Annotated in this window: 12 protein-coding genes and 1 tRNA gene; 10 read left to right on the forward strand and 3 right to left on the reverse strand. The window is 62.6% G+C overall.

Annotated elements, in window-relative coordinates; all coding sequences use genetic code 11:
- Positions 1-360: 360 nt before the first annotated feature.
- The 3 genes from M1E10_RS10300 (at position 361) to M1E10_RS10310 (ending at position 4305) form a co-directional block, all read left to right on the forward strand.
- Complete coding sequence (locus M1E10_RS10300) at positions 361-2445, forward strand: HAMP domain-containing methyl-accepting chemotaxis protein (RefSeq protein ID WP_499176251.1); 2085 nt, start codon at positions 361-363, stop codon at positions 2443-2445.
- A 154-nt stretch (positions 2446-2599) separates the two neighbouring features.
- Positions 2600-4090, forward strand: a complete 1491-nt coding sequence (locus M1E10_RS10305) for an ATP-binding protein (protein WP_499176252.1) — start codon at positions 2600-2602, stop codon at positions 4088-4090.
- Between the two features lie 138 nt (positions 4091-4228).
- Positions 4229-4305 (forward strand) — tRNA-Arg (locus M1E10_RS10310).
- A gap of 91 nt (positions 4306-4396) precedes the next feature.
- Here M1E10_RS10310 and M1E10_RS10315 read toward each other — a convergent pair.
- Entirely contained in the window at positions 4397-5269 is an 873-nt protein-coding gene (locus tag M1E10_RS10315; RefSeq protein WP_499176253.1) for a tetratricopeptide repeat protein, read from the reverse strand.
- A gap of 278 nt (positions 5270-5547) precedes the next feature.
- On the opposite strand from M1E10_RS10315, the gene pyrC reads away from it, so the two are divergent.
- From pyrC to M1E10_RS10340, 5 genes are all read left to right on the forward strand, one after another.
- Positions 5548-6588: a dihydroorotase gene (pyrC, locus tag M1E10_RS10320; RefSeq protein WP_499176254.1), complete on the forward strand. Its 1041-nt coding sequence runs from the start codon at positions 5548-5550 to the stop codon at positions 6586-6588.
- Positions 6589-6687: 99 nt separating this feature from the next.
- On the forward strand, positions 6688-7890 hold the full coding sequence (locus M1E10_RS10325; RefSeq protein ID WP_499176255.1) for a GGDEF domain-containing protein: 1203 nt from the start codon (positions 6688-6690) through the stop codon (positions 7888-7890).
- Positions 7891-7975: 85 nt separating this feature from the next.
- The gene (locus M1E10_RS10330; protein ID WP_499176256.1) at positions 7976-8671 is read left to right on the forward strand and encodes an orotate phosphoribosyltransferase; all 696 of its coding nucleotides are present in this window, start codon (positions 7976-7978) and stop codon (positions 8669-8671) included.
- A 56-nt stretch (positions 8672-8727) separates the two neighbouring features.
- Positions 8728-9654 (forward strand): carbohydrate kinase family protein, encoded by a 927-nt coding sequence (locus M1E10_RS10335; RefSeq protein ID WP_499176258.1) that lies wholly within the window; start codon positions 8728-8730, stop codon positions 9652-9654.
- A gap of 17 nt (positions 9655-9671) precedes the next feature.
- Entirely contained in the window at positions 9672-10454 is a 783-nt protein-coding gene (locus M1E10_RS10340; protein WP_499176259.1) for a glycosyltransferase family 25 protein, read from the forward strand.
- A gap of 54 nt (positions 10455-10508) precedes the next feature.
- Here the strand turns inward: M1E10_RS10340 and pgi are convergent, their stop codons facing one another.
- Positions 10509-12134 carry a glucose-6-phosphate isomerase gene (pgi, locus tag M1E10_RS10345; protein WP_499176260.1) on the reverse strand — a complete coding sequence of 542 codons (1626 nt, stop codon included), beginning with the start codon at positions 12132-12134 and terminating at the stop codon, positions 10509-10511.
- Positions 12135-12220: 86 nt separating this feature from the next.
- Positions 12221-13918 (reverse strand): long-chain fatty acid--CoA ligase, encoded by a 1698-nt coding sequence (locus tag M1E10_RS10350; protein WP_499176261.1) that lies wholly within the window; start codon positions 13916-13918, stop codon positions 12221-12223.
- A gap of 208 nt (positions 13919-14126) precedes the next feature.
- Between M1E10_RS10350 and M1E10_RS10355 the strand changes: the two genes are divergently transcribed.
- Positions 14127-14519 carry a PRC-barrel domain-containing protein gene (locus M1E10_RS10355; RefSeq protein ID WP_499176262.1) on the forward strand — a complete coding sequence of 131 codons (393 nt, stop codon included), beginning with the start codon at positions 14127-14129 and terminating at the stop codon, positions 14517-14519.
- Positions 14520-14638: 119 nt separating this feature from the next.
- Positions 14639-15751, forward strand: coding sequence for a hypothetical protein (locus tag M1E10_RS10360; protein ID WP_499176263.1), 1113 nt, complete (start codon positions 14639-14641; stop codon positions 15749-15751).
- Positions 15752-15758: the final 7 nt, after the last annotated feature.

Here is a 15758-nt window from a genome sequence, read left to right on the forward strand (position 1 = left end):
GAGCCTGCAGAGGCGGAACGTCCGCGGCTTATAAAAGCACTTGGCCCAAAAAGTCAAATGCGCGTTCGCTGATCCGGACGATGCTTCAGTTAACGATGTCTCCGCCCTCTGGTCAGGTCTTGATCCTTGGAAGTGAGTGGTGAAAATTGATAGTTTCTCGTCAAAAGGCGAATTTGGCGCCAATTTTCGTCTTTTCGCCAATAGCTTGGCTTAAAAAGGGGCATCGTCTCGCCGACTTGCGCCCTCATTCCGGGCAAACATTTCTTAACGCCTGCATGTCAAATCTCGCACTAGAGCTCGGGACAATCGTCATCACGAAATTTCCCTGAGAGTAGAGATGCGACTTGAAGAGGGAATGTGATGAAAATCCGCGGCAAGATTAATCTGCTTGTTGGTCTTATGAGCGCGGTTGCGCTGGTGGTGGGAGGCTTGTCCCTGTTCGCCCTGTCGGAATACCGCACGAAGATGGATGCTTACGAAGCTGCAGCGCAACAGGCTCATATGGGCGAAAGCCTCAACCGCCTCGTCACGGCCGTGGTGATGGATGCGCGTGGCATCTACGCGTCGAAGACGACGGAGCAGGCAAGCAAGTTCGGCGCAGGACTGCAAGCCAGCCTCGACGGTATGGACAAGCTGTTGACGGAATGGAAAGCGGGCGTGCCCGAAAGCGAGCAGGCGAACTTCCAGAACCTCCTGCAGCGGGCTTCCGAGTTCCGCACCTTCCGGAGCGAAACCGTTCGTCTCGGAACCGAAGTTGGCCCCGAGGCGGCCAACGAGCAGGGCAACAACGAGGGAAATCGGAACAATCGCAAGGCATTCCAGGCCGAGATCGACAAAATCGTCGCTGCGGATCTGGCAAAGCTGGATGCCGTTGATGCGGAGATGGACGCGTTCAGCAGCACGATCGTGCTTGCCTTGGAGATAGTGACACTGCTGGGCGTAGGCGCTGGCGCTGCCTTCGGCCTCTATCTTGGACGCCGGCAGTTGAGCGGGCCGCTCCTGGAGATCACCAACAGCATGCAGAGGATTGCCGCTGGCGACTTTACCACGGCAATTCCCTCGATGGGCCGCTCCGACGAGATCGGCGAAATGGCGACCGCAGTGGAAATCTTCAAGCGCAACGGCATTGAAGTCGCCCGCATGAACGAAGAGGAGAGCGGCAGTCGTGCCCGCAGTGACGACCTGCGCATGCGCATGGAAGCAGTTGTCGGCGCCACCGTGGCAGGCGATTTCAGCAAGCGCATCGACAAGCAGTTCGGTGACGAGAGCCTTGATAACTTCGCCCGGAACGTGGATCAGCTCATCGCCACGGTGGAAGCCGGCGTCAGCGAGACTGGTCGCGTCGCGAAATCGCTGGCGCAGGGAGACCTGACGCAATCCATGTCCGGCAATTTCCGAGGCTCGTTTGCGGATCTGCAATCCAACGTCAACGCTGCGGTAGAAAGTCTTCGCGAAGCGATGCAGAGTGTCCGCCAGAGCACGAGCACGATCAACGGCGGCTCGAACGAGCTGAGCAGCGCCACCAACGACCTCTCCAAGCGCACGGAGCAGCAGGCCGCAGCACTGGAGGAGACTTCGGCTGCACTCGATCAGATCACCGCGGTCGTGCGCACGTCGACCGAACGTGCCCAGGAAGCGACCGTGATGGTCGGCGAGGCGAAGGAAAGTGCGGTTCAGTCCGGTGCCGTCGTCCGCAGTGCCGTTGAAGCCATGGGCCGTATCGAACAGGCCTCCCGCGAGATCGCGCAGATCACCAACGTCATCGATGAAATCGCCTTCCAGACCAATCTTCTGGCGCTGAACGCCGGGGTCGAGGCGGCACGCGCTGGCGAGGCCGGCAAGGGCTTTGCCGTTGTTGCCCAGGAGGTGCGTGAACTGGCGCAACGGTCGGCGGCGGCTGCCAAGGACATCAAGGGCCTGATCACCAAATCCGGCGAGGAAGTCGCGGGGGGCGTGCGCTTCGTCCAGAAGACCGGCGAGTCCCTCTCGGAAATCGAAAGCAGAGTCCTGCGTATCAACGACCATATTCATTCTATCGCCCTGGCGGCGAAGGAGCAGGCAACAGGTCTTCAGGAGGTCAACATCGCCATCAACCAGATGGATCAGGTGACCCAGCAGAATGCCGCCATGGTCGAGGAAACCTCGGCTGCCACGGAGAAGCTCTCGTCTGAAGCAAAGAGTCTCTTCTCGATGATGTCGCGGTTCGATATCGGCAATGGCGAAGGTCATGTCGCTCAGCCTGCCGCACCGCGCTACGGCGCCGCTGCGTCCGTAGCCGGGCGGACCCCTGCGGCAGCTAGGCCGTCACGTCCGGTCGCCGCCTCCGATCAGCGCCCCCGCGTCTCTCCGGCACGTGCCATGACGGGTGCGATCGCCAAGGCGTTCGGTGCCGGCGGAGCAGCGGCATCTTCGGCTGCGGTGGAATCGGATTGGGAAGAATTCTGAGCCGCACAGGTTCCGGCATTCAGGATCGACGCAAAGGGCCGGACACACATCCGGCCCTTGTTTGTGCGCGCTGCAAAAACTGGTAAAAGAGTGTGGGGCTTCTAACTACGTTGCTGCCGCGGGTGTTCCGCTGCATCGAAGACCGGAGATCCGCATGAGCGGTGAAGCGCACAGAGAAACGGATGCCTTGTCGAACCGGGCCGGCCACGAACCGATGCCCGGCCTGTTTCGCGGGCTCTCCGGGCGTCTTCTCTGGATGACGGTTGTCTTCGTGATGCTTGCGGAGGTTCTGATCTTCGCGCCCTCGGTTGCCGGCATGCGGATGAACTGGCTGCGCGATCGGCTGGATACCGCCGCCGCTGCCGGGATCGTCATCGATGGCCTGCAGCCCTCGGAGCTGCCGCGCAGCGTCCAGGACGATACGCTCCTGGCAACCGGCGCCAAGGTCATCGCACTGCGCAAGGACGGCACTTCCCGTCTGCTTGCGGCCGTGGACATTCCGCCACAGGTGGACGACCAGTACGATCTCGCCGATGTGCCGCTTCTCGTTTCCATCCGCGATGCCATGGATACGCTCTTCCTGGGCGGGGGGCGCATCATGCGCGTCTTCGGCCCGGTCGGCGAGAGCGACATGATCATCGAGCTGGTGATGACCGATGATGCCCTGCGCCGGGACATGCTGCACTACTCGCGGATGATGTTCACCCTCTCGATCGTCATCTCGCTCATCACCGCTTTCCTCATCTTCCTTGCCATCAACCGGATGATGATCCGCCCGATCCGCAACCTGACACGCAACATGCAGTTCTTCTCCGAACGGCCGGAGGATCCGCAGAGGGTCTTTCAGGGTGGTGGCGCGAAGGGCGAGCTTGCCGTGGCCGGGCGTCACCTTTCCGCCATGCAGGTGGAGCTTCAGCGGACGTTGAAACAGCAAAAGAACCTCGCCGATCTCGGTCTCGCCGTCTCCAAGATCAACCACGACATGCGCAACATCCTCGCTTCCGCCCAATTGATGTCGGACCGGCTCGTGGATGTCGATGACCCGATGGTGCGCAGTTTTGCGCCAAAGCTCCTGCGCACGATCGATCGGGCTGTGGGCTATACCAGCGAGGTTCTCTCCTATGGCCAGGCCACGGAGGCGGCGCCAAGGCGTCGCCGTGTCCGCTTTGCTGAGCTCTGTCAGGACGTTCGCGAGATCCTCGCGCTTGATCCGGACGGCGACATCGAGTTCGTGGAACAGATCGCGACGGATCTCGAGATCGACGCCGATGGCGAGCAGCTGTTTCGGGTCATCCACAATATCTGCCGCAACTCCGCCCAGGCGCTCGCCGCCTTTCATCCTGACGATCCGGCCACGGTTCGGCGGATCACGGTCATGGCGCATCGCATCGGCAGCGTCGTCAGCATCACCATCGACGACACCGGCCCTGGCATGCCGCGCAAGGCGCGGGAAAATCTGTTTGCCGCCTTCCGCGGATCTGCCCGCTCCGGCGGCACGGGACTTGGTCTCGCCATCGCCCGCGAACTCGTGCTCGCCCATGGCGGGACGATTGCGCTGGTGGAAAAACCCGGACCCGGAACCCAGTTCAGGATCGAAATTCCGGATCGTCCGGTGGAACTGGAGGACTATCGCGCCCGTGCATAGGCCGGAAACACACGTGTTTTCAGGCTGTTCTGATGAGTGCCCAAGCAAATTTTGCATCGTTGCCGGAAAATCGCTTGCAATCGGAAAGCGGACGTTTTAGAGGATCGCCACGCAAGCGGCACCGTCGCCTTGCAGCACGCACCCGTAGCTCAGCTGGATAGAGCACCAGACTACGAATCTGGGGGTCGGACGTTCGAATCGTTCCGGGTGCGCCATTTCTCCCTACCCATCTAGTTGATTTCGGGCATGGCGCAATGTGCGTCGGTAGCCGGCGAGCCTGCGGTCAAGCCGCTGATCGAGATCCGCTCAGATATCCTTGGCGAAAGAGGCGGGTGTTTCGACGTCGCCTTCCTTCAGCACCAGTGTCTTCATGCCCTCGTCCATTTCGGCAACCGCGGAGGGCGGTGCGAGAACGCCAGCTTCCTGCAGCTCGAGATAGCGGGTGGCGCCGAAGATATCGCCGTGCTGACCTGCCAGAGCATACATCTCCGCAGCCTGCTGCACATTGGGCGCAATGCCTTCGCCGGTTTCAAGCATAATGCCGAGGTTGACCATGGCGTCGACGTTGCCACGCGAAACTGCCACGTCGTACCAGACGATGGCTGTTTCGTCGTCGGCTGGAACCAGCTTACCCTCGTCGTAGATGACGGCGATATTGAAAGCAGCCGTATCGTCACCGGCAGCGGCTGCCTTTTCAAGCCAGTAGAGAGCCTTTTCCGCATCCGGAGTGGTGCCGAGACCATCGCGATAGGCGACGCCGAGGTTGTAGGAGGCCAGCACATTGCCGCTGTTGGCAGCCTCGCTGTACATCTGGAACTCGGCATCCGCGTCGCCGAGCCGACCCATCAACATGCCGAAGTTCACTTTGGCGGCGGGATAGTCGGCTGCGACAGCCGCCTCATAGGCGACGATGGCCTGATCGACGTCCTGCGCGTGATTGAGCGCGCGACCGAGCTGGTAGGCATAGCGCGGGTTGCCGGTCGCATCGAAGGCCATGCGGCAGGAATCGACCGCCGTTGCATCGATGTTGTCGATGTCGACCGCACCATAGGCGCGGTTGCGCTGGTTGTCGTTGGGGCTGCCAGCCAGGCGGTCGCAGTCAGCCTGAGCGGCCAGCGCGATGCCGGAATCCATGCGGCTCTCGGCATTGGGGGCGACCGTCATGCTCAGGAGGAACATGGCTGTACCTGTGGCAAATGCAAAACCCCTGTTGACTTTCGAAATCCGGGATTTCATGGTTGGCTCCGATTCATACATTCTTCATTTGGATTAACGAACGCTCGAATCGGTAACCGGTTCCTTGGGTGCGCGGTCATCCTGTTTGTTCAGGTTGTAAACAGCTTCACCTTTTCGCGAGGCCCTGTGTCTGCACAGGCGCCTGAAGAGCCCGGCAGCGATTGTTCCCGCCCGGCCATTGATGCTATGCGGGGGCATTGATGACTGCGAAGGCTGCTCCCATGAAGACGTTGACCATCCGCCGCCCCGATGACTGGCATCTGCACCTGCGCGACGGTGACGTCCTGAAGGGCGTGATCGGCGACACCACCCGGCATTTCGCCCGGGCCATCATCATGCCGAATCTGGTGCCACCGGTGGTCACCACCGCGGATGCAACCGCCTACCGGGAGCGGATCGTCTCGGCCGTTCCGGAGGGGGATCGCTTCGAGCCGTTGATGACGCTCTATCTGACGGAGGGTACGGACCCTGACGATGTCGCGGCCGGCAAGGCGAGCGGTCTCATCACAGCCGTAAAACTCTATCCCGCCGGCGCGACCACCAACTCCAGCAGCGGCGTGCGCAACTTCGATAATGCCATGCCCGTGCTGGAGCGGATGGCCGAGGTTGGTCTGCCGCTCTGCGTGCACGGGGAGGTAACCTCCGCCGACGTCGACATCTTCGATCGGGAGGCGGTCTTCATTGAGACGGTCCTCGATCCGCTGCGCAAGCGGCTGCCCGAGCTGAAGATCACCATGGAGCACGTCACCACCAAGGATGGCGTGGACTACATCATGGGCTCGTCCGGCAATCTAGCAGGCACCATTACTACCCATCACCTCATCATCAACCGCAATGCCATTCTGGTGGGCGGCATCCGGCCCCACTATTACTGCCTGCCTGTCGCCAAGCGCGAACACCACCGCCTGGCGCTCCGGGCAGCGGCGACCTCCGGCGATCACCGCTTCTTTCTCGGCACCGATTCCGCGCCGCATGTGGACCCGCTGAAGGAATGCGGCTGCGGCTGCGCCGGGATCTACACGTCACCAAACACGATGAGCTGCCTTGCGCATGTCTTCGAGGACGAGGGCGCTCTCGACGCGCTGGAAGCCTTCACCTCCCTGAACGGTCCCGCCTGGTATGGCCTTGCCCCCAACGAGGACCGCATCACCCTGGTGCGGGGGGATGTGCCGCTGAGCTATCCGCCCAAGTGCGATACCGGATCCGGGCCGATCACCATCTTCGATCCGATGTTCCCGCTCTATTGGGGCGTGCGCGATTGAGGCGTAGCTTGCCGGCGCGGTGAGGTGTCGGGCATTCCGGCTGGAGTAACCTTTCCTATACCAAGCGTTACTAATCTGCAGTCTGACATCTTCTGACGGATGATCCGGAAGAGAAAGCCCCGCTTCATGCTCGACTACCAGTCTCTTCTGCTCGCTCTTGGCGTGTCGGCGACATGCTTGATGGTGACGCTGTTCGGAACCTGGTTCTCCCGTCGCACGGATTCGTTTCTCTTCACGCTCGTCATTGCCCTCTGCCTGACGATCGGCGGCATTGTCGCCTACGGCTCCTACACGCAGGAGGCGGGGCCGCTCGGCGCGTCGTTGTCCTATACGCTGCTGATGGCCGGCTTCAGCACGATCTACAGTGCGGCGCTCCAGTTCCGCACCGGCCTGAGGCAGTGGCGAAGGGCAGCACTCCTGACGCTTGTCTTCACGGCCTCGGGTGTGCCGCTGATGCTGGCAGGACTGGATGGGCTTGGCTTCATTGTCATGAACACGGCAACGGCAATGCTGCTTCTGGAAACGGCCAGGCAGTACTGGCTGGCGCGGTTCGAGGCGCCCGGCGCACTGATGGGCATGGCCGTGCTGTATGTCGCGACGGGCGTCTCTTTCCTTCTCTGCGGGACCGTTCTCATCGCGGAGCGCCAGTGGAGCATCGGACATGCGCCGCAGAACTGGGCGGAGAACCTCAGCATCGGCGTGTGCATTGCCGGCATGACCGGGATCGGTGCCTTATCGCTGGCGCTTCATCAGTGGCGCATGGCAGCACACCACCAGCGCGAATCCATGACCGATTCCCTGACGGGGCTGCTGAACCGTCGCGCGCTCTTTGATCAGTATCAGAACCGCCGCCTGCATCCATCGACTGCCGTCGTCGTCTTCGACATCGACCGCTTCAAGTCGATCAACGACCAGTACGGTCATGCAACTGGCGATCAAGTCCTCAGGATCTTCGCTAGCGAACTGTCACGCGAGCTCGACGGCCAGGCCATCGTGGCGCGCCTTGGCGGCGAGGAGTTCGTGATGATCCTCGAAAATGCGCTGCCGGGCCGCGCTGAAAGAATGGCAAAGGACATTGCGGTCCGATTTTCCCTGCAGGATTTCGAGGCAGGATCCGATGTCTTTCGCTGCACCTTCAGCGCCGGGATCGCCGTCGGTACGGAAGATGGCAGATCTTTCGAAGCCGTTCTCGGTTCGGCGGACGATGCCATGTTTGCGGCCAAGCGTGCCGGACGCAATCGGATCGAGATCGCACGGCATTTGCGGCAGGTGAACGCCGACGAGGACCGCAGCCGCGCGTGATGCCCCGGGTGCCGCGCATCTGGCAAACCGCCGCACATGCTGCTATGGCGCTCTGAATAACGGGCGTCATATTAGGAGCGGCAGCATGATCCAGACCAGTTTCCCCGAGCGCAGCGTGATGGCCGAGCTGATGGCGAAGATGCTCTGGGAGATCAAGGCCGTCCACTTCGCAGCCGACAAGCCCTATAAGCTCTCGTCGGGCATGATGAGCCCCGTCTATATCGATTGCCGCAAGCTGATCTCTTATCCGCGCATCCGCTCGACGATCATGGATTTCGCCGCGGCAACGGTGATGCGCGACGCAGGCTTCGAGAAGTTCGACTGCATTGCAGGCGGCGAGACCGCCGGCATTCCGTTCGCCGCATTCCTGGCCGAACGGCTGGGCCTGCCGATGATCTACGTGCGCAAGGCGCCGAAGGGCCATGGCCGCAATGCCCAGATCGAGGGTCACATGCCGGAAGGCGCGCGGGTGCTCGTCATCGAGGACCTGACCACCGCCGGCGGCAGCATGTTCAAGTTCATCGACGCCATCCGCGAGGCGGGCGGCACTGTCGACCACGGCATCGCACTCTTCTTCTACGACATCTTCCCGGAAGCTCAGGCGCGCTTTGCCAAGGGCGAGGTGCAACTGCATCACATCGCCACCTGGCGGCACGTGCTGGCGGTCGCCCGTGCGGAAAAACTGTTTGACGAAAAGACGCTCGGCGAAGTCGAGGCCTTCCTCGACGCGCCGCTCGCCTGGTCCGGCCGCAACGGCGGCGTCTCTGAGCTTTCGCTCTAGCAAATAGGCAAAAGCTCAGCTAATCGGGTGAACATCGTGTCACTGGGAGGATCGTCATGATTGTGTGTTGCGGTGAGGCTTTGATCGACATGCTGCCCCGCGAGACGACGCTGGGGGAGAAGGGGTTTGCCCCCTATGCCGGCGGCGCCGTCTTCAACACCGCCATCGCGCTGGGCCGCCTGGGCCAGCCGACCGGCTTCTTCACCGGCCTTTCCGACGACATGATGGGTGATATCCTGCGCGACACGCTGGCCGCCAGCCATGTCGATGCCAGCTTTGCCGCAGTCTCGTCCCGGCCCACGACGATCGCCTTCGTCAAGCTGGTGGACGGCCAGGCGAGCTACGCCTTCTACGACGAGGGAACGGCCGGCCGGATGATCACCGAGGCCGATCTGCCGGTGCTGGGCGAGAGCTGCGAGGCCCTGCACTTCGGGGCCATCAGCCTCATCCCGGAACCCTGCGGCGGCACCTACGAGGCCCTGATGCGACGCGAATTCCAGACGCGCGTCATCTCCTTCGATCCCAACATCCGCCCCGGTTTCATCAAGGACAAGCAGAAGCATCTCGACCGCATCGCTCGCATGGCGGCGATGTCCGATATCATCAAGTTCTCCGACGAGGACCTGGACTGGTTCGGGCTGGAGGGCGATGACGATCAACGGGCGGCCTATTGGCTGTCGCAGGGCGCTCGTCTGGTGGTTCTCACCCGCGGTGCCGAGGGCGCGACCGCCTATACCTCCCGCTTCAAGGTGTCGGTGCCGAGCGAACGGGTGACGGTGGTGGATACGGTCGGCGCTGGCGACACCTTCGATGCCGGCATCCTGGCCTCCTTCAGGATGCAGGATCTGCTGACCAAGGAGAAGATCGCCGCGCTCGACGAGAGTGCGGTCCGTCAGGCACTCGAACTGGGTGCCAGGGCCGCCGCCGTCACCGTCTCCCGCGCCGGTGCAAACCCGCCCTTCGCACATGAGATCGGGCTCTAGGCCGGAGGCTATCGATCTTGAAGATACGCATCATCAGCAGGATCAATGCCGAAGGCCGGCGCAGCTTTCAGGTGGAACAGATGCAGCGCCTGGGCCTGCAGTACGAATTCGTCGATGCCGTCGAGGCAGCGGAGTTGAGCGACGCCCACTGCCTGCAGGCGGCCCAGACATGGCCGGGTCCGACCCTGCCGCAGGACATCGCCTGCTTCCATTCCCACCGGAAATCCTGGGAACAGGTGGTCGCCGACGGCGCCCTGTGCCTGATCCTCGAGGACGATGCCGTGCTTGCCGACACCATCTCCGTCGCACTGGCGGCGATCGAGGAGAAGCATCACGACTGGCGCCACGTCTATGATCTGGAGTTCACGCCGGAACCCCACATCATCGCGAACACGCCGACCTGGAGCGACGAGCAAGGGTCCGTCTCCGCAAGCCGCATCTATCGCAACCGCGTCGGGCTGGCGGGTTATGTCATCGGCCCCGAAGCGGCTTCGCGTCTTCTCGCCGAAACGAAACACTACCGCCTGATCGATTCCTATCTGTGGCAGCGCCACTGGCTGCACGGCCAGATGATTGAACCGGCGCAGGTGGTCCAGATGCGGTTTTTCCCGAATGCGCCGCAGGAGCCGGCATTCGTGCGGGGGCACGAGCCGCGGGCCTTCAAGCCGAAGACCGGGCTCCGCAACTTCCTCCTGCAGATGGGGATCGAGCTTGCCCGGGGCCGTTCGCTGCTGATGGCAGCCGGTCGCTCGACCCGCCGGCAGCCGCGGATCGAGTGGTCAAGGTTTGCCAGACGCTGAGCTAGACCCTGAGCCGGCGAGAAGGGCAGGGGAAGCTGTCTCCCCCTGTTCCGATTAAGCGCTTTTGCGCGAAAGCCGGGCGACGAGCCCCTGCGTCGAGCTGTCGTGTCCTTCGGCGCTTTCCGTCCCCTGCACGACCGGCAGCAACCCCGTCGCCAGTTCCTTGCCCAGCTCCACGCCCCACTGGTCGAACGAGTTGATGCGGAAGAGCACGCCTTCCACGAAGACGCGGTGCTCGTAGAGCGCGATCAGGCGTCCGAGCGCAAACGGTGTCAGCTGGTCATAGACGAAGGTGATCGACGGACGGTTGCCGGAAAAGACGCGGTGCGGCGCCAGGAATGCCGCCTTGCCATCGTCGGTCCCCTTGGAGACGAGCTGTTCCTTGGCCTCCTCCAGGCTGCGGCCTTTCATCAGCGCTTCCGACTGCGCCAGGCAGTTGGCGATCAGCAGTTCGTGCTGGTGGTGCAGCTTCGGCTCGAAGCCTTTGGCGGCGATCATGAACTCCGCCGGAATGACGGTCGTACCCTGGTGGATGAGCTGGTAGAAGGCGTGCTGGCCGTTGGTGCCGGGTTCGCCCCAGACCACCGGCCCGGACTGGCCATCGACCTGCGTGCCGTCGACGGTGACGCCCTTGCCGTTCGATTCCATGTCGAGCTGCTGCAGATAGGCGGGAAAGCGCGTCAGCCGCTGGTCGTAGGGCAGGATGGCCCGTGACGGGTAGCCCAGAACATTGCGGTGGTAGAAGCCGATCAGGCCGAGCAGCATCGGCAGGTTTTCCCGCACCGGCGCCTCGCGGAAATGCCGGTCCATGGCATGGGCGCCATCGAGGAAACGCCCGAAGTTCTCAGCCCCGATCGCGATCATCAGCGGCAGGCCGATTGCCGACCAGATCGAATAGCGGCCGCCCACCCAGTCCCAGAAGCCGAAGATCCGGTCGCTCTCGATGCCGAAGGCGGCAACCTTGTCGAGCGCCGTCGAGACGGCGACGAAGTGGTGCTTGACGGCATCCTCGCCCAGCGCGTCGGCGATGAAGCCGCGCGCCGTCGCGGCATTGGTCATGGTCTCGATGGTGGTGAAGGTCTTGGAGGCGATGATGAAGAGCGTCGTTTCAGCATCGAGCGTCTTCAGCGTATCGGCGATATGGGCGCCATCGACATTGGAGACGAAGTGGGCACGCGGGCCGTCGTGGAAGGGCGCCAGCGCCAGCGTCGCCATCACCGGGCCAAGGTCGGAGCCGCCGATGCCGATGTTGACGATGTCGGTGATTGCCTTGCCGGTCGCGCCCTGGAGTTGGCCGGACCGCACACCCTCGGCAAAGCGTCCCATGGCAGCCAGCACGGCATTGACGTCGGGCATGACGTCCTGGCCGTCGACCAGGACCGGCGTGTTGCCGCGGTTGCGCAGCGCCGTATGCAGTACCGCCCGCCCTTCGGTAAAGTTGATCGCTTCACCGGCAAACATCGCATCGCGCTTGGCAGCGACGCCGGCTTCCCCGGCCAGTCGCTCCAGGAGGTCCATGACCCGCTCGTTGACGCCGGTCTTGGAGAAATCCATCAGCAGGTCGTCGAGCGCCACGCTGTAATGCGCAAACCGCTCCGGGTCGGCCGCGAATGCGGCGCGAAGATCGGTCGCATTGGTGGCGGTGGCTGTGTTCTTCAGATCTTTGACGATGGCCTGCATTGAGGGTCCTCGTGGTCCGGGGGAGGGATGCACGGGAACCTATAAGCTTTCGGTGTCAAATCAAGCGGCGTATCTTTGCCGGTCGATCAGCCACGCAACTCCCGCCGCAGGATCTTGCCGACATTGGACTTCGGCAGCTCGGTGCGAAACTCGATCAGCCGTGGCCGCTTGTATCCGGTCAGATTGGCCGCGCAGTGCTCCCGCAGATCCTCTTCCGTCAGGTCCGGATCCTTCTTGACGACGAAGAGCTTCACCACTTCGCCGGAATGCGGGTCCGGAACGCCGATGGCGGCGGATTCGAGCACGCCGGGATGCATGGCTGCCACTTCTTCCACTTCGTTCGGATAGACGTTGAAGCCGGAGACGAGGATCATGTCCTTCTTGCGGTCGACGATCTTCGTATAGCCGCGTTCGTCCATGTAGCCCATGTCGCCGGAGCGGAAGAAGCCATCCTCGGTCATCACCTTGGCGGTCTCGTCCGGACGCTGCCAGTAGCCGGCCATCACCTGTGGCCCGCGGATGCAGATCTCCCCGACTTCGCCGAGCGGCAGGGCATTGCCCTCCTCGTCGCGGATGGAGATATCGGTCGAGGGCAGCGGCAGGCCGATCATGCCGGTGAATTCCTGCATGTCGAAGCGGTTAGCGGTGGCCACCGGGGATGTCTCCGACAGGCCGTATCCTTCCGTGATCGCTGTTCCCGTCATCGCCTGCCAGCGTTCCGCGACGGGCCGCTGCACCGCCATGCCGCCGCCGAGCGCCAGGATCATGGACGAAAAGTCCACCTTGCCGAAGTCGGGATTGTTCATCAGCGCGTTGAAGAGCGTGTTGAGCCCTGGGAAGACATGCACCTTGTGCTTCTGCAGCTCCTTCACGAAGGCCGGGATATCGCGGGGATTGGCGATGAGGATATTGTGTCCCCCCATGGCGATGCCCATCAGCGAGTTCACGGTCAGCGCGAAGATATGATAGAGCGGCAGCGCGCAGACAAAGGTCAGAACCTCCGGCCGCTGCCGGTTTTCGAAGGCGGCGTCGAGCCACATCGAGATCTGCATCTTGTTGGAGATGAGGTTCGCATGCGTCAGCGCCGCGCCCTTGGAGACGCCGGTCGTTCCACCTGTGTACTGGAGGAACGCGATGTCATCGCTGGCGATCTCCACAGGCTTCAGAGTCCGGTGCTTGCCGTCCGCCAGAACGGCCTTGAAGGCTACGGCTGACGGGATGGACCAGGCAGGAACGAGCTTCTTGACCTTGCGCACCACGAGGTTGACCACATGGCCCTTGACGCCAAGCATGTCGCCCATTGCCGTCACGACGATGTGCTTGAGCCCCGCCTGTGCCGCCACCTGCTGCACCGTGTGGGCGAAATTCTCCAGCACGAAGATCGCTTTCGCGCCGGAATCCTTCAGCTGATGTTCGAGCTCGCGCGGTGTGTAGAGCGGATTGACGTTGACCACCACCAGCCCTGCGCGCAGGATTCCATAGGTCACGACCGGATTCTGCAGCACGTTCGGCATCATTACCGCAACGCGGTCGCCCTTTGCCAGCCCCTGCGCCTGCAGCCAGGCGCCGACCTTGCGGGACTCCGCCTCCAGGTCGCGGTAGGTCATGGCGCGGCCCATGCTGGAGAAGGCGATGCGCGGCAGGTACTCCACGCAGCAGCTTTCAAACAGGTGGACGAGCGACGTGTAGGCGAGCGGCGGGATATCGGCCGCCACCGATGGCGGGTAGGAAGCCAGCCACACTTTGTCTTGTCGGTTGGCTTCGCGTGCGTGCGGTTCGGTCATCGGGGCCTCCTCTTCCCTTTTCTTGTCCCGGGATCGACCTGGCGCAAAGTCCTCCACTTTACGCCAGAGCGTGACTATGCCACGGGCCCGGGTTCAGGCCAATCTCAATCGATTTTCGTATATAACCTTGACGTAAACGTCAACGGGAACGAAGCAAAGCGTGGTGGGTTGTTTGCATGTAACTTCAACCGAACCTGAGGAGGTAGAGATGTTACATCAGGAACCGCGCGCCGGACAGGACCCTTACGTCAAGGACACGCCATCGCTGATTGCCAGCGACAAGGTCGAAGGCACACGCGTCTACGGCGCCGATGGCCAGCATGTTGGGTCCATCGCTCGTCTGCTTCTGGAGAAGCGCGGCGGTCGTGTGGCCTATGCCGTGCTCAGCTTCGGCGGCTTTATGGGGATCGGTGATGACTATTATCCCCTTCCTTGGGAAAAGCTGAAATACGACGATGAGCTCGACGGCTACCGCATCGATCTGACGAAGGACCAGATCACCGGCGCTCCGCGCTACAATGATCTGGAAGACGATGCTCTCTACCAGGACAAGGGTCGGACGATCTACGACTACTACGGCGTCTCCCCCTACTGGATGTGACGCGTCGACATTGGGAATGTGCAAGAGGCTCCGCGGCGCGGGGCCTCTTTTCGTTTGTTTAATGCCTTGGTGCCAATCATGGCCTCCGCCATCATCGAGGTGGTGCCGGTGAGGGACTGATGCTGGAACACGTGGACAAGGCAGGTGTACGCGATCTCGAGCGACAGGACCTGCCCGCCGTCGGACGCCTGTTCCAGAACACCTTCCGCAAGGTGGACACGGTACCGGCCTCCCTCGTGCCCTATCTCGGCCAAGTCTTCCTCGATCATCCCTGGGCCGATCCGGACATTTGCTCCAAGGTACTGATCGGTGACGCGGGCAAGGTCGAGGGCTTCATCGGCGTCTTTCCCGCACGGCTTGAATGGGAGGGTCGTCCGCTGCGTGCTGCCTTCGCAGGCTCCATGATGGTGGAAGGCTACGAGAAAAATCCTCTGGCAGGCGCCCGGCTGCTGCGCGCCTTTCTGGCCGGCCCGCAGGACATCTCGCTGACGGAAACGGCCAATGAGGTGACGCTTGGCATGTGGCAGAAACTCTCACTGCCCCCGGATCTCGGCTACAGCCTCAACTGGCTGCGCATCTTCCGCCCGGCGGAGGCGGCGGTGAACGTCCTGGAGACGGTTGCCGGCATGGCGCGGGTTCTGCGCCCCGTCGGTTCGTTTGCCGATACGATCATACAGAGATCACGTCTGCCGACCCTTCGCGCACCGGTCGCGCCCAATCGCCGGCTGCAGTTCCAGGACGCGACAAGGGAGGAGTTTCGTGACGCCCTTCTGACGCTGAAGGACGCGTATCCGCTGCGGCCGCAATGGGATCGCCAATCGCTGGACTGGTTGCTCGATCATGCCGCCCAGAAGCGAAACTTCGGCGAGCCGACATGGCGCATCGGCGTCTCGCGCAGCGGCACGCTCGCCGGGTGCTATGCCTACTTCGGCCGTCCTCGGGGTGTCGGCCGGCTTCTGCAGGCGCTTTGCGCGCCGGCGGCGGCAGGCGACCTCGTCGACGATCTCTTCGCCCATGCCGACCAGAGCGGTTGCGCCGGGCTTCGCGGGGCGGGCCACCCCTGGCTGACCCCGGAACTGCTGAAGCGGAAGACGACGTTTTTTGGGCGGACATACTATCTCGCCCATGCCAGGGACAAGGCGCTGCTGCAACCCATCCTGTCCGGCCAGGCCCTGATCAGCGGGCTTGCCGGCGAGAACTGGATGAGGCTGATCGGCGACAGTTTCGACTGATCAGCCT

This window comes from Rhizobium sp. PK7-22 (genome assembly GCF_056530405.1).

What these genes read in the sequence shown, in the direction of transcription:
- M1E10_RS10300 (WP_499176251.1), top strand. Translation starts at nt 361, where the DNA reads ATGAAAATCCGCGGCAAGATTAATCTGCTTGTTGGTCTTATGAGCGCG.
- M1E10_RS10305 (WP_499176252.1), top strand. Translation starts at nt 2,600, where the DNA reads ATGAGCGGTGAAGCGCACAGAGAAACGGATGCCTTGTCGAACCGGGCC.
- M1E10_RS10315 (WP_499176253.1), bottom strand. Translation starts at nt 5,269, where the DNA reads ATGTTCCTCCTGAGCATGACGGTCGCCCCCAATGCCGAGAGCCGCATG.
- pyrC (WP_499176254.1), top strand. Translation starts at nt 5,548, where the DNA reads ATGAAGACGTTGACCATCCGCCGCCCCGATGACTGGCATCTGCACCTG.
- M1E10_RS10325 (WP_499176255.1), top strand. Translation starts at nt 6,688, where the DNA reads ATGATCCGGAAGAGAAAGCCCCGCTTCATGCTCGACTACCAGTCTCTT.
- M1E10_RS10330 (WP_499176256.1), top strand. Translation starts at nt 7,976, where the DNA reads ATGATCCAGACCAGTTTCCCCGAGCGCAGCGTGATGGCCGAGCTGATG.
- M1E10_RS10335 (WP_499176258.1), top strand. Translation starts at nt 8,728, where the DNA reads ATGATTGTGTGTTGCGGTGAGGCTTTGATCGACATGCTGCCCCGCGAG.
- pgi (WP_499176260.1), bottom strand. Translation starts at nt 12,134, where the DNA reads ATGCAGGCCATCGTCAAAGATCTGAAGAACACAGCCACCGCCACCAAT.
- M1E10_RS10350 (WP_499176261.1), bottom strand. Translation starts at nt 13,918, where the DNA reads ATGACCGAACCGCACGCACGCGAAGCCAACCGACAAGACAAAGTGTGG.
- M1E10_RS10355 (WP_499176262.1), top strand. Translation starts at nt 14,127, where the DNA reads ATGTTACATCAGGAACCGCGCGCCGGACAGGACCCTTACGTCAAGGAC.
- M1E10_RS10360 (WP_499176263.1), top strand. Translation starts at nt 14,639, where the DNA reads ATGCTGGAACACGTGGACAAGGCAGGTGTACGCGATCTCGAGCGACAG.